This is a genomic window from Actinoplanes sp. G11-F43 (assembly GCF_050589265.1).
Lineage (GTDB): Bacteria > Actinomycetota > Actinomycetes > Mycobacteriales > Micromonosporaceae > Actinoplanes.
Map to the genome: position 1 here is coordinate 1 of NZ_JBNZCE010000038.1, position 20587 is coordinate 20587.

Here is a 20587-nt window from a genome sequence, read left to right on the forward strand (position 1 = left end):
TCCTCGGTGATCGTGCAGCGTGAAGAACTCCATGATCACCTTGAGGGCTTCACCCGCTTCTACCACCTCCACAAAGGCCGGTCATCTCACGAAATCCCTGTTCAGCGGATCACAGACCGAGAACGCAACATCCCTGGCCCGGAGCGACAGCCGATCCGGGCAATGGCCGCCGAATTTCCGGCCGCACGGTTTTGTGCACCCGTGTTGCCATCTCGGCCGGAGTCGAGACCGACGAACGAAGACTGTTCCGGTCGTCAGATCGACATCTGACCACTTCAGTCCGAGGGCTTCGCCCTGCCGAAGCCCGAGCGCGAGTGCGACAGCCCACCGGGCGCCATTGCGCGGCAGCTCGGCGGCGGCGATCAAGAGTCGTTGAACCTCCTCGACTGAGTACGGCTCGACTTCCTCCTCTTCGAGTCGTGGTGCCTTCGCGAGGCTCGCAGGATTCCTGCCGAGGTGCCCGCGGCGCATCGCCTCGTTGAGTGCCGTTCGCAGCGTCCGGTGTACCTGGTGCGCCGTGGCGGGCTTACTGCCGTTCTCCTGCATCTTTCGGGTCAGCTTCTCGATGTGCTCGGGGGTGAGCTTTTCGAGGCGGTGAGCACCGATGCCGGGAATCAGGTGCACCCGTACGGCGACCCGGTAGCCCGAGGCTGTGTTCTCGCGGACGTTCGGCGGCGTTGCAATGTTCTCCAGCCAGTGCGTGAGCCACTTCGCAACGGTCCAGCTCTCGCCGGCCTTGCGAAGGGTTCCGTTGTCTCGGTCCTTCTCGATCTGCTTGACTTTCGCCTTGACGATCGACTCCGTCTTGCCGGTCACATGGCGGCGATCCTCGGTGCCGTTGTCTTTGACTCCCACAGTCACGCGACCGTGCCAGCGCCCATCAGCACCGAAGTAGATGGACGACTCTCCGTTCGCTTTGCGCTTCGCCATCTCAGATCCCTTCAGGCTGCCGGTAGTTGAGCGTTCTGCTCGCGGAGTCGGTTGACGTACTCCGTGAGGCACTCGACCGGGATTCGCCGGAGCCGGCCGATGGTCACGGATTCGATCTCGCCGTCCATGACGAGCGAGTACATGAGGGTCCTGCCGATGCCGAGCCGGCGGGCGGCCTGCTCGATCGTGAGGACCAGTCGAATGGGTTCGGTGGGGATCTCGGCGGCTTCGCCGCTGGGATCGGCTGTCATCCTGCGAGTGCCTTTCGAGAGGTGATCGGGGGTAGTCGCTGGGGAGGACAGGCCGAGCGGCGGACCTCGCGGAGCGCTCCGCAGAATCCGCGATATCCGCGCAATGGCTCCGGGCTGGTCGTTCTGCGGTTTCCGCGGATTCTGCGGACGGCAGGGCCGGATCATGAGACCCGTCCGGCGCTGATCGGCTGGACCGTGCCAGCGGGCCGGAGGACTTGCGGGTGGACGAGCCATCCCGGCGACGGCGCGCGGCCGGCGCCACGGCGTTCGGGGGCCGGCGCCGACCGGAGGTAGCCGTGCGCGACTAGGAGGTTGAGCACCGGGTCGAGGTCGGCGGCCTTGCGGAACCGGCCGCGCGACAGCGCGGTGAACAGGTCGCGCTTGGTGAACCGTTCGGTCTGCGAGCGTTCGATCCAGGCCAGGACGTGGCGGGCGTCGTCAACCAGTGGATCGGCGCCCATGTCGTCGAAGGCGGTCAGCGCGTGCTCGGCGAAGTAGGCGCTGATCGTCGCGGCCCGGTCGAACGTTCCGCCATCGATCACCCCGCCCTGGCCGTTGGGCAGGTGCTCGGCGAGATGGAGGAGCCCTGCGATGCGGGCGACGGCTCCGGCGTACTTGCTGCCCCAGTCGACGATGTGCGCCCACGTCCCGGATGGCGCCAGCCGGGGTTCGATGTCCCGCTCAATCGCCAACATGCGCTCGTTGGCCTCAGGGCTGAGCGGCAGAACAGCAGGCTCGTCGAGGCTGGCGAGGCCGACGACCAGGGCGGTCAGCCTCTCGGCGTACGCCTCAGCGACGGCCGTCGGGATCGGGTCGGCACCGATCCGCCGGCGCCCGACAGTGTTCTCGGGAACGGCGAACAAGATCCGGGCGAGCAGACCCTTGCCCCGGAACCCGGGCATCTGCGCGATGTCCCGCAACACTTCGGGCTGGACGGCGAGGCCGAGCGTGAGAGCGGGCCGGTCGACGTGCTCGGCGGGACGCGAACGCCGGTCGACGCGGAGCATGTCGCCGGCGTGGCCCTTGAGGAAGACCTCCAGGTTCGGCGCACCCGAGTACCGGCCGGCCAGTGTCGCGAAGATCCCGCCCTCGGGCGAGAGAACGGCGAGCCGCCCGCCCTGCTCGGCCAGCAGCGATGCGGCCTGCTCGCTGGTGACGTCATCGGCGACCAGGCGCGGCAGCGACGGCACGGTGATCGTCTCGACAGCCATTGCGGCCGCGGTCGCATCCGCGAGGAGCCGATCCCGGCCTCCCGCGTCAACCGCGGCCGCCGCAGCATTCGCAGCCCGGTCAGCGGCCTTTGCGGCGACGCGGAGCGCCAACTCGGCTTCGACGATCGCCGGTCGGGTGCGCTCGATCAGCACGGCCTCAGCAGCGAGCAGGGGCCGGATGGTTACGCTCGGCGACCGCAGTCGCGATGTCCTCGCGGTGGACGCCCTTCCGGTTCGCCTTCTCACCGGTCACCGGATCACTGCCCCACACCTGCCGCCCGACCGGGATCCCAAACGGCTTGAGAGCCGCCGCAACCTGCTCGGGCTTCCACCCGGCGTACGTCTCAGGCCGAAGCTCCGCGAGCCGCGCAGCGAGGGTCTCCGACCAGATCTTGGGCTCGCTGGCCGGAACCACGGTCAGCACGTCGTCGAGCAGTGACGACGCCGGACCAGGAAGCGCCAGCGCCTCCCCTGCCGCGCTCCCGGTAAGCGTGCCGCGAGCCTGACGAACCGCGTGAGCCCGCGTGATCACCGCGTCGATCTCAGCAAGCGGCGTGCGGCTCGTCCGGACGGTCACGGCGTCCTCGACCGCGCCCGAGTCGTCGGCACCGAGCAGGATGCCGACTCCCTTGTGGGCTCGCTGGAGCCGAGACGAGTCGTGCCCCGCCGTGTACGACCCCGCACCCAACACGGCCTCGGAGGACTGCCACGTCATCGTCTTGAGCGCGAACCGCGTACCGATGTTGTCCCGCAGGTCCGTCGGCACGGCCCTGCCGTCCGGCTTCTGAGTGGCCAGCGAGATCATGAACCCGACGGACGGCCCGACCTTGCACAGCTCGGTCAGCAGGCTCACGATCTCGTCGCCGTAGGCCGGGTGTCCGCTGTAACGCTGGAACTCGTCGATCGACACGAGCACCGGCCACAGTTTCAGCGAACGCCGCTCGGCAATCGCCCGGGTCACCTTCGACTCCGGGCAGATGTCCGCCGGCAGGGTCGCAATCGTGTCGTACCGACGGTTCATGTCGACGACCAGCGCCCGCAGGTCCTCGACCAGGCCGATCACGACCTCATCCCGCACCCCGAAGCCGACCCGATGCGCGATCCGCTCGAAGGCCCGCCAGTCCTGCCCACCCTTGCCGTCATAGATGTGCAGCTCAACGATCGGATCAAGCGCACAGGCGAGGGCCGGCAGACGAGCGGCGAACGTCTTGCCCATCCGCGGGATCGCCCCGATCAGCAGCGACGTGAACATGAGCTGCAGCATCACGATCCGCCCACGCTGGTCCTCCCCGAACGGGAACGGCTCGAAGACGTCCACCACACCCTTCAAGATCAAGGGCCAAAGACCAGAGGGCTTCGCGTACGGGTCCTCGTCGGCAACCCACAGCGCCAGCCGCCGCGCCGAACCCGCCGAGCCGCGGACCCGCTCCGGCCATACCTGAACCTCATCGAGGTCGAGACCAGCGGCGAGATCGTTGCGCTTCTTGATCGCCGTGTCCGCCTTCACCGAGAACGGCAGGTCGATGACGGCACGCCATCCCGGCCCGTCCCGCATGATCGGCGCCGGGAAGGTGATCAGATCGTCCGGCTTGCACAGCCCAGCGGCGAGGAACGCCCTGGTGAGGACGTCAGCCGTGAGCTTGCGGACGCGCGGCTTCACGGCAGCGACGTCCATCAGCGGCTTGTCCGCCGGCGAGCCGGCACTTCCGAGCAGCCCGACAAGGGCCGCGAGAACGGCGTACCGAATCTCCTGTGTCGTTGAAAGAACCAAGAGCGCCCCGCCGACCGTGCCCAGCGAAAAGCCGAAGGTCAGGATCAGCGACCGCAGCCGCACGCGAGCGTCGCGCTGGCGGGACAGCTTGAGGTATTCGTCGGCGTCCTCACGTCGGACCGCAGCGAGCCGCCCCGACCGGCCCTCGGCGTCCGAGGCCCACCGAGCGGTGCCCGCAACCGCCCGCACCGCTCCACGAGGAGCGCGGACGACGAGACGGCCGATGTAGAGGGGCGCCCGAAGCAGGTGGTAGGCGCTCACGTGGGTGTAGTGGCCGACGATCCAGCGGGCGAGGGCAAGCGCCTCACTCTTCGAGCGGAGCCAGGCAGGCACGATCGGGCGCCGGCCCGCGGCCGCCTCAGCCCACGACACTCGAGAATTCGAGTCGGGCGGGTCGACGAGGATCGGCTCGTCTCCGAGTTCGTCGTGTTCGTCGTCAACGTCCGCGGTCCAGCCGTCGGGCTGTCGCCGGCGCCGCGCCGACCCGAGGTCGACGATGTCGCCGACCTGCGCCTCTGCGGCTGTCCAGTCGAACTCGCCGTCCGGCGAAGGGGTTGCCATGATGGAGATTCCTCCAGGAGGTCTGAAGACCGATGGGGTGAGGCCGGGGCGCGGCCGGAGGTTTGCGAGGCCAGGAGGCCGCGCCCCGGGCAGAGTCAGATCTCGGGTTCCGCGTCGTCGCTCGGTGCGATGAGTTCCGGAAACGCCCCGATGTCGAAGGCGAGGACGAACCCGGCAACGGCCGGCGGGAGGTCGACGTCAATGTCCGGCTCGTTGTCGTCAACCGGGTGGATGGTCAACTGATTGCTACCGACGACCACGCCACGCACACCGGGCAGGATCGCGGTCAGGAAGACGGCGATCGGGCAGGCACCCGAGTTGTGACGCCGTCCGAGCCAGTTGCCGTTCGGAAGCGTCTCGGCGATGTCCTCGGCGTTGTCGCCGAGCACGTGCAGAGCGACCTTGGCGTGGTGCTCCAACGGGATCTCGAACATGAGGGTTCTCCGATCGGTCAGGTCGTGGTGGCGGACAGGTGGCGGCGGACGGTGCGGTCAGTGACGCCGATCCGCTGAGCGATCTCTTGGGTCCCGAGATCGGGATGCCGGGAGCGAAGTCGCGCGACCGCTTTGGCCGTCTTGTTTGCGCTGGTCGCCGGCCCCTTGGCGCGGACAGTTGGTGCCTTCGCGATGTCCGTGACCGTGTCCGCTTCGGTGTCCGCCTGCTTAGCCGACGTGTTCAGCTCGACCAAGCAGACGGACGCGACCACGACCAGGCCGTCAACGGACAGCGGGATCAGGTACGGCACGGCTCCGACCTCGCCGTACCGGGACACGACTCCGACCATGTGTCCGTAGGACACGAACGCAGCGATAGCCGCCAGGGCGCCCGTCGCCGTCCGCCGTACGACCGCGAGCCAGCCCTTCCGAACCGGAACCCGGGAGATCAGGTCGACGGTCAGGAGCAGCGCCAGCGGCGGCCACGCCGCGATGGTCTGACTGATCGGATTCGGTTGGGCGTGCAGGATGTTGGCGGCCACCGAGGTGGCCACGCCGAGGAGCAACACAGCACGTACGCCCCACCGAATCCGGGACAGTCGGCCGGCCATCACTTGCCGCCGCCCAGCGAGCGGCCGATCGAGGTCAGACCGTCACGGACGCCGTCGACCAGTGCATGAGCCGGTTGTGCCAGGACGCCGTCACTTCCGGCGATGACCAGGCCGAGCATCAGGGCACAGATGACGGCGAAGACGATCCGTCCCCGCGTCTTGCGGTCGATCAGGAGCATCCCGATCGCCGCGAGCAGCATCGTCGAGAAGACGCCGAGACTCATGGCCGGCCCCCGCTCAGGCTGCGTCGTCGATCGAGCGGAGGTAGCGCTCCAGCAGAGCGACCATCTCGCGGAGGACACGGTTCTGAGCCCGGCGAAGCCGGCGGTAGTCGAGCTGGGTCGGCTTCGGCTCAGCGGTGAAGAACAGGATCTCGGCGTCGACCAGCGCGAGTTCCGCCTCAAGGAGGCGGTTCTCACGCTCGATGGCGTCGAGGTGGGCAGGGGTCGGCTCTTCGGGCATCGAATCGCGGTACACGGAAGTCCTTCCGGTCTGATGCCCCGCCGAATACAACGTTTCGTTGTAGTCATGAGCGCACGCTACAACTTGACGTTGTATTCAGGCAAGGCAATCACTCTGAACTGGGCATTCGAGGGGACATCGCACGCAGCGATGCGGTGGTCAGATCGCGTAGTCTCACCGGCGATGGACGAGACGAGCGGCGAACTGCCGGACGACTGGTGGACGACTGACCTCGTCTTGGACTACCTGCGCTCAGTTGGCGCCGAGATCACTCGCCCGACGTGGGCTGCTTACGTCTCGCGCGGCCAGGCGCCGGCACCTGACCGCATGTTCGGCCGTTCGCCGGCCTGGCGTCCGGCGACGATCCGCGAGTGGCAGGCTTCCCGCCCCCGTCGCGGCTCGGCGTAAGCGCCTCCGGACATCGTTTCCTCACCTCCTTCGCTGGCGCCGTTTCTCGGTAAGGCCAAGTAAACCGAGGTTTCCGCGCACTGCCGATGAGGCAGGAACCCATCACCGATGCACGACTGATGCATCGGTGATGCACGATGCTCCCGAGGTGCCGGAATGCCGCTGATGCCGTAGTTGCCAGATTTGCGGCACGTCTAGACGTATATACGTCCGCAGGGGTATAGCACTCGACCTAGCGTGACCACATGATCACGCCGGACCGCGAGGGCACTGCCTACCGGCAGCTCGCCAGCGTCTTGCGTGAGCGCATCACCAGTGGATCATTCTCCGCCGGGCAGCGACTGCCCTCCGAGAAGGACCTCCACGACGAGTTCGGTCTCGCCCGCGAGACCGTGCGCCGCGCACTCGCGATCCTGCGCAGCGAGGGCCTGATCGAGGTCCGGCATGGCTACGGGACGTTCGTGGTCGACACGCCCGCCCGCATCCAACTCAGTCCCGGCGACACCGCGACCTCATCGACAGCCCTGACTGTCACGCGCGCGGACGGTTCGACCGAGATCTATCCCGCCGGAACAACCCTGACGGTCGCCGACGGATAGATGCCGGTTGACCTGCACCTCACTCAGTCGGCGAGGACAGGTCTGCTCACGACACCCGGCCGGAGGTCGGTGTCATGAGTCAACCAGCCCGGCGCATCGTGATCGACCAGTGGACCGGCCGCCATGCCGTCGCTCTCCAAGCCGCACTGCGCATGTCCCAGGACGAGATTGCCCGCCTGATCGGCGTCGCAAAACGCACGATCGCCTCCTGGAACGAACGCCCGGAGATCGTGATCCGCCCGGAACTACAGCGGGCGCTCGACACTGCCTACGAGCGGGCCGACGAGCAGGTGAAGCTCCGATTCGCCCGCCAGCTCAAGGCCGACGACGACGCCGAAGCCCACGCCGTCAGCAGCGCCGTCTCACTGACGGTCGCCATCGCGATCGTGGTGAAGGACGCGGAAGTCCTGCTCGTCTGCCGCCGCGACGCCGACCCCGGGGGACTGGACTGGCAGTTCCCCGCCGGCATCGTCAAGCCAGGCGCGAAGCCAGCCACCGTGGCGACCCGCGAAACCCTCGCCGAGACCGGCATCCACTGCTCGGTCCGCACCGAGCTGGGCGCCCGCATCCACCCGCTCACGGGCGTCAACGCCCGCTACTTCCTCTGCGACTACCTCGCCGGTGAGGTCGAGAACCGAGACGCCGTCGAGAACGCGAGCGCCCTATGGGTGCCGAGCCAGAGGATCACTCGCTTCATCCCAGAAGAACGGATATACGCGCCGATTCTGCGCGCCTTGGAAGGGGAACAATGAGCAACACCGACAGCACCGAACGTCCGCCGATCGCCGCAGCGATCATCGTGCAGGACGGCCAGGTGTTGATGGCCCGCCGCAACGTCAAGGAAGGCCAGCTGTCCTGGCAGTTCCCGGCCGGCGAGGTCGAGGCCGGCGAAACCGGCGAGGACGCCGCGGTCCGCGAGGCGCTGGAGGAGACCGGCCTCACCGTGCGCGCGACGAAGGAACTCGGCGAACGCGTCCACCCGAACACCGGCCGGACCATGGTCTACATCGCGTGCGACGTCGTCAGCGGAGAGGCCCACGTCGGCGATCCCGAGGAACTGGCAGAGGTGGCGTGGTGCGACCGCGCCACCCTTGCCGCGTACGTCCCATATCCGTTCTTCGGCCCGGTGCAAGAGCACCTGGACGCGAACCTCCGCTAAAGCCGGCGACCGGCCTCAGCCGGATCGAGAAGGTTGGAGAGCCGCCACCGGACCACGTCGTCATGGAAGTGGTCCGGGAGCGGTACGCCGCCCACAGACGAGCGGGTCGAGACCACATCGTCGAGCGTCGCCGAGGGCAGGATCTCGGCGAGCGCCAGGCACTCAGCAGCGAAGTGCTCAGCCTCCGAGAAGAGCCCGATCCACTTCAGCCGGATCGCCAGCGCGTAGGCATACTCAGCCGCCGCGCGGTGGTCTCCCTGCTCGCGCGCCTCTTCGTAGTTCTGCCGGACCTCACTGAGCGCCGGCAGTTGCTCGACCTGCTCGTCAACCATTAGAAGACGTACTTCTCAGCGACGGTCTGGTAGTCAAACAGCTCAGACGAGTCGAACCACAGGTCAACCTCGTACTTGGCCTCTTCAACGTTGCCCGAGGCGTGGATGAGGTTGGCAGCAACGATGTGCTTCGCCTCGGTGTAAGCCTTCGACGTGTGCGCAAAGTCCCCACGGATCGTGCCCGGAGCAGACTGGTTCGGGAACGTGGAGCCCACCAGGCGCCGAACGTTCGCGACAGCCTCAACGCCTTCGAGGACCAGGGCGATAACCGGCCCGGTTTGCATGAAGTTGGCCGTCACGTCGAAGACCGACTTGCCGAACCGCTCTTCGAGATCGAAGTAGTGCTTACGCGCCAATTCGGCGTCAATCAGCACCATCTTACTGCCGACAACCTTCAATCCGGCATCCTCGAACCGCTGAAGCACCCGACCGATCAGGCCACGCGCTACAGCATCCGGCTTCAACAGGACTAGCGTTCGCTCGACTGCGCCCACTCGACACCTCAATCTCAAGAACAAGTATCGACAGGTTACAACATAGGCTACTCGGCTTCGGAACAGCACGCGAAGCCGGAAATGATCATGGAGTGGAAAACGCTACCTATGGGGTCGAGTGGCGCGCTCCAACTACCATGACCTGCTAGACGGAGGGGACATTGGCAAAAATCAATTGGCAACGATCGCGTAGACACCAGGCTCGTTTCGCCACTGTCGGAGCAACCTATAGCTTTGCTTTTACGCTCCCCTCAGGGGTGGATATATATAAGCTAGCCGACGAACTCCTGCAGGAGGGTGTTGCGGATTCTGTAAACGTTCCACCTTCCAGGAAAGTTCGAATTTCTAGCAAGCATCGCAGCATCCTAGAAGGTCGGCAATTCATGGCCGGAATGGCTGAGATCCCAAGAGTTGTGGACGGCAGTACTAAATTCACGAATTGGGCGGCTAAGTATCCGCGATCAGCGCTCTTTGCCGTCCGAAATCGGTTATTCAAGCTAGACCTGTTCGGAAAGAAGGACGATCCGCCGCAGGCGTTGCCACCCGAATTCGAAGAACTTCTTGGAAAGTTGGCATCATCTGTCAGTGAGATAGACGACAATGTTGTAGAGTCTACTAAAATATTAGGCGTATTAACAGCGAACGACAATGACATACTTAGTCCCATATACCTAGCCAAGTCGCCATTCATTCGACTGCAGTTGCGAGACTTTCGAGCTGATTCTCGCCTTCTTGCTGACGACACTGTTCTAGCCACTCTTGTACTCCATCGATCTGGAGTAGCGCTGATTACTTTCTATGTTGTAGCTGGCAATGAACGAAGCACCGACGATTTGATCGAGCTATCGAGGCCGCCGAAGCTAAAGCTGGACACTTGCACATTTCCTGGGACCGTAGTAGGTGCTGCTGAGCTTGAGCACGAAGCAGACTTAGACGAGTGGGTTGAGCCGAACATCGGAAATGTGCCTGATCGGAAGATTCGCTGGAAGGGGCATTTCTCGATCACTGACGCCTACTTCATCTACCAAAATCGTATTGGCTGGATGGCGGGTGGAAGGAAGGGGGCTAGCGACTACTTCTGCTATGCGACAGTCGTCGCGGGCGGCCTACATTGCTGCCGCGACAAGAAGACCTGGCTGAAATCGCATACTGCCGAGCTTGCTGGCATTGCCATGAGGTTTGCCGCCTACGACGGACTAAGCGTCAAGACGGTTGAGAAGAATCTCGACAGCAGCATTACACTATTCGAATCAGAGTCGCGCTTCTACTACGGCGGAAATGCTTTCATACTTGATTGGGATTTTTCGCCTACGGGAGCCCTTTCTCCCGACTTTACCGGTCTTGTCAGCACCGTTTCTGTTATCGAGCACGCGATATTGCAGTACTGGCAAATCCACTCGCTCGATCACAGCCTGCCGATCGGTCCGAACACTTTCAAGCATCTTCTGAATGTCCAACGCAGACTCGCTGAGGGAATTGAAGAGTACCGCGCTTCAGCCTTGTCTTATGGGACTACACGTGAAATTGCGAAAAGCATACTTGTGCAGCTTGAAGCCAATGAACTTCACCAGCGTCTATTAGAGCGCTCGAATATGATGCAGCAACTTATTAGCGCTCAGCAGGTGCGCGCCAGCGTGCGGCGAAATTATATCGTTGCCGGGATTGGCTCTGCCGCGACAGTTCTCCTGGGTATTCCTGCGCTTCGAGACTCGCTCGGGCTGATATCACAGTGGAAACCACCAACTTTCATTCAGCCGATCGCAGACCCTGTCATCGAATGGGCCAAGAATGGCCCCTCTTCCGTCATGGCTCTATACGCAGGGGCCTTGACCTTGCTGGTGACAATATTATTCGTTAGTTTTGCCATTCGATTGCCAAAAGGGCGTAACTCTACAAAAGTCAATCCCGGCATGGAGTGGTCGCCCATGTCGCCTCAGTGGTCGATGTCCGACCAACGCTACGCGCATGGAATTCCCGAATGGGCGGACGATGATAGCTGAGATGTATTACTTTCCCATATCCGCCAAAAGGATACGAGGCCCTATTCGTCGTTGCGTCCGCCGTTCGTTGATTGGATCAGTACGGATTTTGGTTCGGCGTCGACATCGATTGAATATCTCTTCACCGGGGAGGGCTCATCTTCGCATTGCCGTGCGCCACCAGGATTGGTGAGATCCCAAGGCGCATGGCAATCTTGCGCAGGGCTTGCTTCCCAGGCTTGCTGAGGCCAACCTCCATAAATGCTCGTCCAGCCCAAACAAGCGCGTAAGCGACGGTCAGTCCAGCAACGGCCTGGGTTCCTGATGACGGCGCCGGCTCCTTCACCTGGATTAGACTGTCACGCTGCCCGGGAACCAAATGGCGGGTTAGCGCGCTCGAAGCATGAGCGACATCCGAGGCATGGCGATACATGAGATACAGGCTGTTTCCGGCCTCCAAGTCCGCACACATCCTCTCGAAGTTGCGTGCCTGTGCCGCGCGTGAGGGCCTTGGGGCACTGTCGTGTCGAGCGGTGATGTGATCGCGGAGATCTTGAGGAACGGCAACCAGTGCCTGGTCTGCCGTCCTCATCATGTTGACGGACTGGCGAGTCCGCTCGAACAACGTGGCCTCCACGCCAGATTTGCCGGTCTGCTGAGTCCAGGCAGCCATTACTGCCGATTCGAAGCATGAGCGAACGATAGGCATCGACTCCACCCATAGATCGGCATCCCAAAGCGTCACGGCCGCCCTCGCCGAACTATGGGCATTGGCCGTGAGCGCGAAGACGACGCGTGCGATTGGCAAGTCCTTCGTTCGCGTGTCGAAGCCCTCGAAGCGATCCCAGGCTGAGAGGAGTTCATCAACAGTCTCCCGGTATACCTCGACCGGGAGACTGTGCGGCTTGCCCTTGCGGCTCATGCCGCAACAGCCTGCCCGCCCTCAATCGGGTTGTCGCATGATTTTCAGCGCCCCCAGGCTCGGTCTCCTCGTCGCCGGCTGCCACCGTGGGACGCCAGCCATAGGAGGCATCCTTCGCCGTTGCACGCTGCGTGCGGCGGCCATCGGCTTAACCTCTTGGGGGCGCTGCCGCGAGGACAGCCTCCCTCGGGCTTGCGGTTTCGAGATGGCTAGACGCGATGCGCGTACTCCTCTGGCGAACGCGCGACCGCTCAACCATGTGGTCTCAGTTATGGTCTCGTTCGACGCCGCCCGGGGTCTCGTTCACCTCTGTCCGGAGGTGTACGCGATCGGTCTCGGATCTTCATCGGTGGAGGTCGGGTAGGCGTTACGCACGGTGAGGAACACTGCCGGATAGTGGATCTCAGACCTCGAAAGCGTGTGAGGGTTTACGCCCTCCGCGGGTTCAAATCCCGCCGCCACCGCCACGGGAGAGCCCGGTCCATGTGACCGGGCTCTCTGCTTTTGCGACGTTTCCAAGGGCCGAGTCCTGTTACGCTCCGTCGCCAACAGCGGGGTCCACCGACCATCCACATGACGGCTAGTCCGTTCGGTTGTTCCCCATGATCAGCTGCCATACGTGTAACGGTGGTGTTTCGTCGCACGTCAGAGCCCAGAAACACGCTCTGTAGTCAGGTGCGAACCGCCCAAATACATAGGGTGTCGCGCAAGTCACGCAGCTCAAATCCACCGGATCAGACAATGTGGTTCCGACCGAGAGTCGTGCAACTTTCGCAGAATCGCCCTACGCAGGTTCGTCGATGTCTGTCCTAGATTCGACATGTGAGAGTTGAGCATCACTGGTGGAATGGCGACGTCCGGCTCGCGCGCCGGGACGTCTACGTCCGCACCGACGGCGCGCAATGGGAGGTCGAGGCCCAGATGGGCGGCCCCGAGGGCAAGTCGAAGGTGCAGCAGTGTCCCGGCAAGGCATCAGCGATGATCCTGGCCGACGCGTGGCGCGGTCCACGCTGGCGGTGGCGCGAGCTGTAAGGCAGCGCCAGGAGCCCCCTCCGGCTGCGCCGCACATGCTTGACCGATCCCGGCACAGCCTTCCGAACGGGCCGGACCCACTCCAGGGTCCGGCCCGTTCTGTGTGGAAGCAGGGACGCACGTGGTGTCCGATGTGTCGTTATGGTCGGGATCTAGGCTGATACTCCATACACACGGGGGATCACCATGCAAGCAACAGTCACCGACCATCGCGCCGAGGTCGCGGTGCTCCATCTTCGGGGGGAACTGGACGCGGACACCTCGGGTCGGTTGCATGCCGTGCTCTCCGACCTGCTGGAGCGCCCGGTGCCGAGAATCGTCGTGGACCTGTCCGGCCTCAAGTTCTGTGACTCGGTCGGCCTGAGCGCCTTCATCATCAGCAAGCAGGTGATCGCGTCCCGGGGTGGCTGGCTGAGCTTCGCAGGCGCCAACCAGTTCCTCACCCAGCTGATGGAGACCGTCGGCCTGGGCCGTTACTTCGCCATCTTCCCGGAGATCGACGACGCGATCGCCGCCGCACAGATCTAGAGCCGCGGCACGGATCTAGAGCCGCCGCACAGATCTAGAACCGCGGCACAGGTCTGGAGCCGCGGCATAGATCCAGGTCCGCGGGACGAAAAAGGCGAAGGCCGGCTCCGATCGGAAGCCGGCCTTCGCCCGCACTGTTTTCACGCTAGACAATAGACCCCGTCACCAGAGCGGCCAGTCCAGGGTGTCGGTCCACCGCCAGACCACCAGGCCCATCGACAGCGCCAGGGCCAGCCCGCTCGCCACCGCCACCCCGACGGCCACCCCACGGTCGCCGAGGACCGCCAGCACACCGGCGACGGCCCAGGCCACCAAGGCGGCGCCGATCGTCCACCAGGCGTACGACCCCAGACTGCCGCCGAGGCTGCCGAACAGCACGAACCAGGCGGCGGTGGCGGTCAGCCCGGCAACCACCGGCCCGGCCGTGACCGGGTGCGGCTCGCGGTAGACCGGGCGGGGCGGCAGCCCGGAGAACATCATCGGCGAATGCGGCATGCCACGCGGCGGGACATATCCCGGCGGCGGTGGCTCGGCCGCGGGCCAGGAGACTTGCCGGTCGGTCATCCTCGTTCCCCTCGTCACACTCGACGATCAGCGTAGCCGCTGGCGGTCTGCACGATTTCCGGTCTTCTGTCAGGATGGCGCGGTGCCTATCCTCCGTACCCTCTCCGGTCTGGTGATCGCGGCGGCCTGTCTGGCCGGCTGTGGGTCGGTGACCGGCGGGTCGGCCTCGCCGGCCACGACGCCGCAGTTCGTGGACCCGGCGACCCGGTCGGCGGAGGCGTCCCCGGCGACGGTGCCGACGCCGACGACGGCCGCGCCGAGCCCGTCGGTGAAGCCCACCCCGAGCAGGAGCCAGGACGAGAGCAAGACCGAGAGCGTGCGGTACGTCTTCCCGGTCGACGCCTCGAACGTCGACTGGCACAACACCCACTCGAAATACCCGGGCACCGACCTCTTCGTCGACTGCGGCTCCCGTTTCGTGGCCACCACCAGCGGAAAGGTGCTGGAGGTGAGCCTGCGCGACCGCTATGTCAAGGGCAACCCGGACGGCCCGTTCAACGGCGGTCTGTCGGTGGCGATCCTGGGTGACGACGGGGTGCGCTACTACGGCTCCCATTTGAGCAAGGTGCAGTCCGGCATCGAGCCGGGGGCGCGGGTGAAGGCGGGCCAGCTGCTCGGCCTGACCGGCCGGACCGGGAACGCGAGCAACGTCTGCCACGTGCACTACGGCATCTCCCCGCCGTGTGCGGAGACCGGTGACTGGAAGGTGCGGCGGGGCGTGGTCTGGCCGTATTCGTATCTCGCCTCGTGGCGTAAGGACGGCCAGAAGAGCCCGGTCGCCGCGGTGACCGCCTGGGAGCGGAAGAACAACTGCAAGGCCTAATGTCGTACGCGTGCGTATCGCTGTCATCGGACTGGGTTTGATCGGCGGCTCGCTGCTGCGGGCGCTCGCTGGGGCCGGGCACGGGGTGGTCGGTTTCGACGCCGATCCGGGGGCCTGTTCGGCGGTCCGGGAGGCCGGTTTCCGGGTGGCCGGCTCGGTGCCGGAGGCGATCGCCGGCACCGACGTGGTGGTGCTGGCCGTACCACTGCCGGTGCTGCCGGGGGTGGTCGCGGATCTGGACGGCTACGACGGCCTGGTGACCGATGTGACGTCGGTGAAGGGCCCGGTCCGGGACGTCATGCGGGGCCGCCGGTACGTGGGCGGGCACCCGATGGCCGGCAAGGAGACGTCCGGGTTCGCCGCGTCCGATGCTGATCTCTTCGACGGCTGTGCGTGGGTGCTCTGCCTGGAAGAGGACGAGACGGTGCCGGCTGACTGGCTGCTGCTGGCCCGGCTGTTCACCGGGTTGGGCGCGCGGGTGGTGCCGGTGACCGCCGCCGAGCACGACACCGCGGTGGCCCGGATCAGTCACGTACCGCACCTGTTCGCCGCTGTCCTGGCCGCTCAGGTCGGGGCGGATCGGCTGGCCGGGGCGCTGGCCGCCGGTTCGTTCCGGGATGGCACGCGGGTGGCCGCGACCCGGGCCGAGCTGACCGCGGCGATGTGTGGCGGCAACCGGGACGCGGTGCGGGCGGAGCTGCGGCGGCTGGTCGGCGAGCTGGCGGCGCTGGACGCGGCGCTGGACGATCCGGGTGCGCTGGTTCCTCTGCTGCGGCGGGGTGAGGTGGCCCGGCGGGGGTGGCCGGCGGTCGCGGGCGACCCGAGGCCCGAGATGTCCGGGGTCTCGGCGCTGCTGGAGTTGGGCCGGTCCGGCGGATGGGTGACTTCGGTGCGGGACGACGAGGTTGTCACCATCCGGCCGGAAAGTGGCCGCAATCCTTCCTAGCGTGAGGGGGTACCCAACGCTGAGGAGCCGAACATGCCCGGTCAGGTCCGCCCCGTCGCCGATGAGCAGGACGGTCTGCTCGCCTATCTCGCCCAGATGCGCTACGTGCTGCGGCTGACCGCGTTCGGGCTCACCCCCGAGCAGTTGCGGGCCACCCCGAGTGCCAGCGCGCTCAGCGTCGCCGGGCTGGTCAAGCACTGTGCGTCGACGGAGGAGGGCTGGCTGGCCACGGTCCGGGGCGAGGCACAACCGATCGACTACGGGGCGTACGAGCGCAATTTCCGGATGGCCGACGACGAGACCCTGGATCAGATCCTTTCGTGGTACGACCGGGTCGCCGAGTCCACCGAGCGGACGGTCCGCGAGATCGGGGATCTGGATCATCAGGTGCCGATCGACCACTCGGTGCCGTGGAACCCGAAGGATGAGGACTTCTGGTCGCTGCGGTGGGTGCTGCTGCACCTGATCCAGGAGACCGCCCGGCACACCGGTCACGCGGATGTGATCCGGGAGACCGTGGACGGGGCCACCGCGTACCCGCTGATGGCCGCCGCCGAGGGCTGGCCGGCGACCGACTGGCTCAAGCCGTGGACGCCCGCGCGGTGAGTCAGGGCTTCTCGCCCCGGTCCACCCGGATCACCCGGCGGTCCGTGACGATCGCGGTGACCAGGTCGTACGGGGTGATGTCGAAGGCCGGGTTGACCGCCTCGCTCCACGCGGTGACCTCGGCCGAGCCACGGTCCTCGATCTCCACGTCGGTGCCGGACGGGGTGTCCCGGTCGACCGTGGACTCCGGCGCGACCACCAGGAACGGGATGCCGGCCCGGTGCGCGCCGAGCGCGTGCGAGTAGGTGCCGATCTTGTTGATCACGTCGCCGTTGGCGCAGATCCGGTCGGCGCCGAGGATCACCGCGTCCACCTCGCCGCGGGCCATCAGGAACGGCCCGGCCGAGTCGACCGCCACCCGGTGCTCGACTCCCCAGCGGGTCAGTTCCCAGGAGGTGAGCCGGGCGCCCTGGAGCAGGGGCCGGGTCTCGCTGGCGATCACCCCGGCGAGCCGGCCGCGCCGGTGCAGTTCGCCGACCACGCCGAGGGCGGTGCCGACGGTGACCGCGGCCAGGCCGCCGGTGTTGCAGTGGGTGAGCAGCCGGGGTCGCTCCTCGCCGCACAGTTCGGCGACCAGGTCGGCGCCGAGCCGGGCCATCGCGGCGGAGGCGGCGATCTCCTCGTCGCGGACCGCACGGGCCTCGGCCAAGACCGCCTCCGGCCCGTGCGGGATCAGCGCGGCGGCCCGGCGCGCGCCGCGGGCCAGGTTGACCGCGGTCGGCCGGGCGGTCTCGATCCGCTGGACCGCGAGGTCGAGGGCGGCCGGGTCGTCGAGGTGCACCCGGGACGCCAGGGCCACCCCGAAGGCGCCGGCCACGCCGAGGGCGGGCGCGCCCCGGACGGCCAGCGACTGGATCGCCGCGATCAGTTCGCCCACGGTGTGCAGCCGCAGGATCCGTTCCTCACCCGGCAGGGCGGTCTGGTCGATGATCTCGACGGCCCCGTTGACCCAGTCGATGGTCCGCACTGTCCTACTCCGCCCGTTCGATGATCCGCTTCAGTACCGCCTCGACAGTGTCACGGCTGTCGCCGATCTCCTCACCCGCCCACCGGGCCTTGACCACGATGGTGGCGCCGCCGTGTGTGGTCAGTTCGAAGCCGATCGGCACCGTCTTGGTGATCCGGGCGCCGGTGACCTCCTCGTACGGGATGAACCGGTAGGTCGTGGCGAGCACCGCCGGGTCGTTGCCGGCCAGCATCTCCTTGAGGCGTTTCTCGCCCTCACTGGTGCCGTGCGGCGCGGGCACGAAGACGAAGCCCCGGTTCAGCAGGATCAGGTCGGCGTCCTGGTCGTCGACCTTGACGTTGGCCATCGCCGCCATCACGTCGGCGCCGGACGCGGTGGCCCGGGCCTCGACCACCCGGGCCGCCTCGATCTGGACGCCGATCGCGGCGAGCCGCTGCCGGGCCTGGTCGACGGTCCGCGCGTCGACGGCCAGCTCGGCGATCTCGGTGTAGTCGGCCGGTTCACCGCTCATGTCGACCAGCCGGGCCGGCTCCGACCAGGAGTGCCGGAAGGTGGCCACCCCGGACCGGACCGCGGCCAGGGTGATCAGGTCGTCCATCGGGTCGGCGAAGGCGACCGCCGCCTCCTTGCGGGTGGCGTCCGGGAAGAACTCGGCGGCCAGCTCACCGAGTTTGCCGGTGGCGGACAGTTCGAGGATCTCGGCGAGGCCGGCCTCCGGGATGTCGAGCCTGCGGGCGGCCGAGCGGAAGATCCGGTCGGCGCGGCGCTGCTGGACCGCGGTGATCGACGCGGCGGTGAACTCGGCCCAGGGCAGGACGGTCCGGTCGCCGAAGTCGAAGACCGCGGCCTGCAGGGCGAGGCCGGCGCCGTCGAGCCGGGGCAGCAGGTCGGCCGCCGGGCGGCGGTCGGGGGCGTGCTGCACGGCGGGCAGTGCCCGCATGGCCGCGATCCGCTCACCGGCGGACGGGTGGGTGTCCCAGCGTGAGGTCTCGGTGTCCGGTTCCTGGTCGCGCAGGCGGGCCAGTTCCTCGGTACGGGCCGCGTAGAGCTGTCCGAAGCCACCGAAGATGTCGTCGGGCGCGTAGCCGTGCTCCCAGCCGTAGGCCACGTACCGTCCGAAGTAGAAGTCCCAGGCGGCGTCCAGGACCGGCAGTTCGCGCATCACGCCGACCGCGGCGTCCAGGCCGGCGACCCGCACCGACACCTGGTCGGCCTCCAGCTCCTGGCGCCGGGTGACCGCGTTGCTGACCAGCAGGTAGAGCCGGCCGTAGCCCTTGAAGACCCAGCCGAACACGTTCCACCTGCCGACCCGGCTGAGCGTCTCGTGCATGGCCGCCCGGCCGCGGTAGGCGATCGCGGACAGCCGGGTGTGCGAGCCGGAGTAGTGGCCCAGTTCGTGCGCGAGGACGGCGCGGAGCTGGTCGACGGTGAGGGTCTGCAGCAGCGGCATGCCCAGGTAGAGCCGCCGGGTGCCGCCGATCAGGCCGAGCAGTTTGGTGTCCTCGCTGACCGCGGCGTTCACCATCGGCACGAGACGGATCTCGTCGGGTGCGCAGGTGCCGGCCTCGACCGCCATCTCCCGGACCGTCTGCCAGAGGGCGGGTGCCTGGTCGGGGCCGATCAGCAGGCCCTCGGGCTCGCTCGGGCGGCTGCGGATGGCCTTCCACAGGCCGGCCGCGACCGCGCCGACCGCGGCCAGCAGCACCCAGCTGAGTTTGGCGGCGCCGAGGCCGCTGAGATGGGTCCAGATCTCGTAGATCAGAAAGCCGGCGACGGCCAGCTGGAGCAGGCCGAGCAGATAGAAGCCGGCCAGCATCGCCACCGATATGGCAGCGCGCAGCGCTGTGGACATTGTTCCTCCCCGTGGATGTAGCCGTCGGAAGATACCGATCTCGATATCCGGCAGGCAAGATTCTTTAGAGGTCCTACGCTGGCCGTATGACCCGTGATCCGGTTGCCGACCTGCGCCGCATCGCCTTCCTGCTGGAACGGGCCAACGAGGCGACCTACCGGGTCAAGGCGTTCCGGTCCGCGGCCGCGACGGTGGCGGCGCTCCCGCCCGACGAGCTGATCAGCCGGGCCGAGGCCGGCACGCTGGCGAAACTGCCCGGGATCGGGGATGTCACGGCCCGCTGCGTGGCCGAGTCGCTGGCCGGGGAGGAGCCGGTCTACCTGCGCCGGATCACCGCCACCGCGGGGACCGATCTGCCGGCCGCGGCGGCGGCGCTGCGGGCGGCTCTGCGCGGTGACTGTCACGTGCACTCGGACTGGTCCGACGGTGGTTCGCCGATCGAGGAGATGGCGCTGGCCGCGGCCGATCTGGGGCACGAGTGGTTCGTGCTGACCGATCACTCGCCGCGGCTCACGGTGGCTCGCGGGCTGACCGCCGACCGGCTGCGCCGGCAGCTCGATCACGTGGCCCGGCTCAACGAGGCGCTGCCCGACGGGTTCCGGGTCCTCACCGGCATCGAGGTGGACATCCTGGAGGACGGCCGGCTGGATCAGGAGGACGAGTTGCTGGCCCGGCTGGACCTGGTGGTCGGCTCGGTGCACAGCAAGCTGCGTGACGACGCGGCCCGGATGACCCGGCGGATGGTGACCGCGATCGCCAACCCGCATCTGGACGTGCTCGGTCACATGACCGGGCGCAAGGTGGCGGCGGCCGGGGCGGGCGACGCCGCGCACTCGCGGGCCCGGACCCGTCCGCCCAGTGACTTCGATCTGGAGAGGGTGCTGGGCGCCTGCCTGGAGCACGGCAAGGCGGTGGAGATCAACTCGCGGCCGGACCGGCTGGATCCGCCGAAGCGGATGCTGACCGTGGCGGTGGAGGCCGGCTGCCTGTTCAGCATCGACACCGACGCGCACGCGCCGGGGCAGCTGGACTGGCTGGGGTTCGGCTGCGAGCGGGCCGCGCTGTGCGGGGTTCCCGCCGATCGGGTGGTCAACACCTGGACGGCGGAGCGCCTGCTGAACTGGACTGCGTCGCACGTCTGACTT

Annotated in this window: 24 protein-coding genes and 1 pseudogene; 11 read left to right on the forward strand and 14 right to left on the reverse strand. The window is 66.8% G+C overall.

What is annotated here, in order from left to right:
- Positions 1–135: 135 nt before the first annotated feature.
- From ACQ0O7_RS35665 to ACQ0O7_RS35700, 8 genes and pseudogenes are all read right to left on the reverse strand, one after another.
- A pseudogene (locus ACQ0O7_RS35665) lies at positions 136–930 on the reverse strand (tyrosine-type recombinase/integrase); the annotation flags it as partial.
- Between the two features lie 11 nt (positions 931–941).
- Positions 942–1181, reverse strand: a complete 240-nt coding sequence (locus tag ACQ0O7_RS35670; protein ID WP_430789035.1) for a helix-turn-helix domain-containing protein — start codon at positions 1179–1181, stop codon at positions 942–944.
- Between the two features lie 161 nt (positions 1182–1342).
- Positions 1343–2545, reverse strand: coding sequence for a YfjI family protein (locus tag ACQ0O7_RS35675; RefSeq protein WP_430789037.1), 1203 nt, complete (start codon positions 2543–2545; stop codon positions 1343–1345).
- A gap of 4 nt (positions 2546–2549) precedes the next feature.
- On the reverse strand, positions 2550–4724 hold the full coding sequence (locus tag ACQ0O7_RS35680; protein ID WP_430789039.1) for a cell division protein FtsK: 2175 nt from the start codon (positions 4722–4724) through the stop codon (positions 2550–2552).
- Positions 4725–4819: 95 nt separating this feature from the next.
- Entirely contained in the window at positions 4820–5158 is a 339-nt protein-coding gene (locus ACQ0O7_RS35685) for a hypothetical protein (protein ID WP_430789041.1), read from the reverse strand.
- Positions 5159–5175: 17 nt separating this feature from the next.
- Entirely contained in the window at positions 5176–5712 is a 537-nt protein-coding gene (locus ACQ0O7_RS35690) for a DUF2637 domain-containing protein (protein WP_430789043.1), read from the reverse strand.
- A 56-nt stretch (positions 5713–5768) separates the two neighbouring features.
- Positions 5769–5993 carry a hypothetical protein gene (locus tag ACQ0O7_RS35695; protein WP_430789045.1) on the reverse strand — a complete coding sequence of 75 codons (225 nt, stop codon included), beginning with the start codon at positions 5991–5993 and terminating at the stop codon, positions 5769–5771.
- A 13-nt stretch (positions 5994–6006) separates the two neighbouring features.
- Complete coding sequence (locus ACQ0O7_RS35700; RefSeq protein WP_430789047.1) at positions 6007–6246, reverse strand: DUF6284 family protein; 240 nt, start codon at positions 6244–6246, stop codon at positions 6007–6009.
- A 51-nt stretch (positions 6247–6297) separates the two neighbouring features.
- Between ACQ0O7_RS35700 and ACQ0O7_RS35705 the strand changes: the two genes are divergently transcribed.
- The 4 genes from ACQ0O7_RS35705 to ACQ0O7_RS35720 all read left to right on the forward strand — a co-directional run bounded on the left by ACQ0O7_RS35705 (position 6298) and on the right by ACQ0O7_RS35720 (position 8397).
- Entirely contained in the window at positions 6298–6639 is a 342-nt protein-coding gene (locus ACQ0O7_RS35705) for a helix-turn-helix transcriptional regulator (protein WP_430789049.1), read from the forward strand.
- Positions 6640–6884: 245 nt separating this feature from the next.
- The gene (locus ACQ0O7_RS35710; protein ID WP_430789051.1) at positions 6885–7238 is read left to right on the forward strand and encodes a GntR family transcriptional regulator; all 354 of its coding nucleotides are present in this window, start codon (positions 6885–6887) and stop codon (positions 7236–7238) included.
- A gap of 74 nt (positions 7239–7312) precedes the next feature.
- Positions 7313–7990 (forward strand): NUDIX domain-containing protein, encoded by a 678-nt coding sequence (locus tag ACQ0O7_RS35715; protein ID WP_430789053.1) that lies wholly within the window; start codon positions 7313–7315, stop codon positions 7988–7990.
- Positions 7987–8397: an NUDIX hydrolase gene (locus ACQ0O7_RS35720; RefSeq protein ID WP_430789055.1), complete on the forward strand. Its 411-nt coding sequence runs from the start codon at positions 7987–7989 to the stop codon at positions 8395–8397. The genes ACQ0O7_RS35715 and ACQ0O7_RS35720 overlap by 4 nt, the downstream gene beginning before the upstream one ends.
- Here ACQ0O7_RS35720 and ACQ0O7_RS35725 read toward each other — a convergent pair.
- Both ACQ0O7_RS35725 and ACQ0O7_RS35730 read right to left on the reverse strand, forming a co-directional pair.
- Positions 8394–8729 carry a hypothetical protein gene (locus ACQ0O7_RS35725; protein WP_430789057.1) on the reverse strand — a complete coding sequence of 112 codons (336 nt, stop codon included), beginning with the start codon at positions 8727–8729 and terminating at the stop codon, positions 8394–8396. The genes ACQ0O7_RS35720 and ACQ0O7_RS35725 overlap by 4 nt on opposite strands.
- Positions 8729–9223, reverse strand: coding sequence for a nucleoside-diphosphate kinase (locus ACQ0O7_RS35730; protein ID WP_430789059.1), 495 nt, complete (start codon positions 9221–9223; stop codon positions 8729–8731). Before ACQ0O7_RS35730 ends, ACQ0O7_RS35725 begins: the two co-directional genes overlap by 1 nt.
- Positions 9224–9480: 257 nt before the next feature.
- On the opposite strand from ACQ0O7_RS35730, the gene ACQ0O7_RS35735 reads away from it, so the two are divergent.
- Complete coding sequence (locus ACQ0O7_RS35735) at positions 9481–11223, forward strand: hypothetical protein (RefSeq protein WP_430789061.1); 1743 nt, start codon at positions 9481–9483, stop codon at positions 11221–11223.
- A gap of 121 nt (positions 11224–11344) precedes the next feature.
- Here ACQ0O7_RS35735 and ACQ0O7_RS35740 read toward each other — a convergent pair whose 3' ends face one another.
- Positions 11345–12124, reverse strand: a complete 780-nt coding sequence (locus tag ACQ0O7_RS35740) for a DUF5677 domain-containing protein (RefSeq protein ID WP_430789063.1) — start codon at positions 12122–12124, stop codon at positions 11345–11347.
- Positions 12125–12946: 822 nt separating this feature from the next.
- Between ACQ0O7_RS35740 and ACQ0O7_RS35745 the strand changes: the two genes are divergently transcribed.
- Together ACQ0O7_RS35745 and ACQ0O7_RS35750 are read left to right on the forward strand one after the other, a co-directional pair.
- The gene (locus tag ACQ0O7_RS35745; protein WP_092551478.1) at positions 12947–13156 is read left to right on the forward strand and encodes a hypothetical protein; all 210 of its coding nucleotides are present in this window, start codon (positions 12947–12949) and stop codon (positions 13154–13156) included.
- A gap of 186 nt (positions 13157–13342) precedes the next feature.
- Positions 13343–13684: an STAS domain-containing protein gene (locus ACQ0O7_RS35750; protein WP_430789065.1), complete on the forward strand. Its 342-nt coding sequence runs from the start codon at positions 13343–13345 to the stop codon at positions 13682–13684.
- A 162-nt stretch (positions 13685–13846) separates the two neighbouring features.
- Here ACQ0O7_RS35750 and ACQ0O7_RS35755 read toward each other — a convergent pair whose 3' ends face one another.
- Positions 13847–14248, reverse strand: a complete 402-nt coding sequence (locus tag ACQ0O7_RS35755; RefSeq protein WP_430789067.1) for a hypothetical protein — start codon at positions 14246–14248, stop codon at positions 13847–13849.
- Between the two features lie 82 nt (positions 14249–14330).
- Here ACQ0O7_RS35755 and ACQ0O7_RS35760 point away from each other — a divergent pair, with 82 nt between their 5' ends.
- From ACQ0O7_RS35760 to ACQ0O7_RS35770, 3 genes are read left to right on the forward strand one after another with little or no spacing between them, the layout of a single operon-like run.
- Positions 14331–15071, forward strand: a complete 741-nt coding sequence (locus tag ACQ0O7_RS35760) for a M23 family metallopeptidase (RefSeq protein ID WP_430789069.1) — start codon at positions 14331–14333, stop codon at positions 15069–15071.
- 10 nt (positions 15072–15081) lie between these two features.
- The gene (locus ACQ0O7_RS35765; protein WP_430789071.1) at positions 15082–16017 is read left to right on the forward strand and encodes a prephenate dehydrogenase; all 936 of its coding nucleotides are present in this window, start codon (positions 15082–15084) and stop codon (positions 16015–16017) included.
- Between the two features lie 33 nt (positions 16018–16050).
- Positions 16051–16623: a DinB family protein gene (locus tag ACQ0O7_RS35770; protein WP_430789073.1), complete on the forward strand. Its 573-nt coding sequence runs from the start codon at positions 16051–16053 to the stop codon at positions 16621–16623.
- A 1-nt stretch (position 16624) separates the two neighbouring features.
- Here the strand turns inward: ACQ0O7_RS35770 and mtnA are convergent, their stop codons facing one another.
- Together mtnA and ACQ0O7_RS35780 are read right to left on the reverse strand one after the other, a co-directional pair.
- Positions 16625–17590: an S-methyl-5-thioribose-1-phosphate isomerase gene (gene mtnA, locus ACQ0O7_RS35775; protein ID WP_430789075.1), complete on the reverse strand. Its 966-nt coding sequence runs from the start codon at positions 17588–17590 to the stop codon at positions 16625–16627.
- A gap of 4 nt (positions 17591–17594) precedes the next feature.
- Positions 17595–19442: a M48 family metalloprotease gene (locus ACQ0O7_RS35780; protein WP_430789077.1), complete on the reverse strand. Its 1848-nt coding sequence runs from the start codon at positions 19440–19442 to the stop codon at positions 17595–17597.
- A gap of 86 nt (positions 19443–19528) precedes the next feature.
- On the opposite strand from ACQ0O7_RS35780, the gene ACQ0O7_RS35785 reads away from it, so the two are divergent.
- A complete protein-coding gene (locus tag ACQ0O7_RS35785) occupies positions 19529–20584 on the forward strand; it encodes a PHP domain-containing protein (protein ID WP_430789079.1) in 1056 nt (351 codons plus the stop codon).
- The last annotated feature ends 3 nt before the right edge of the window (positions 20585–20587 follow it).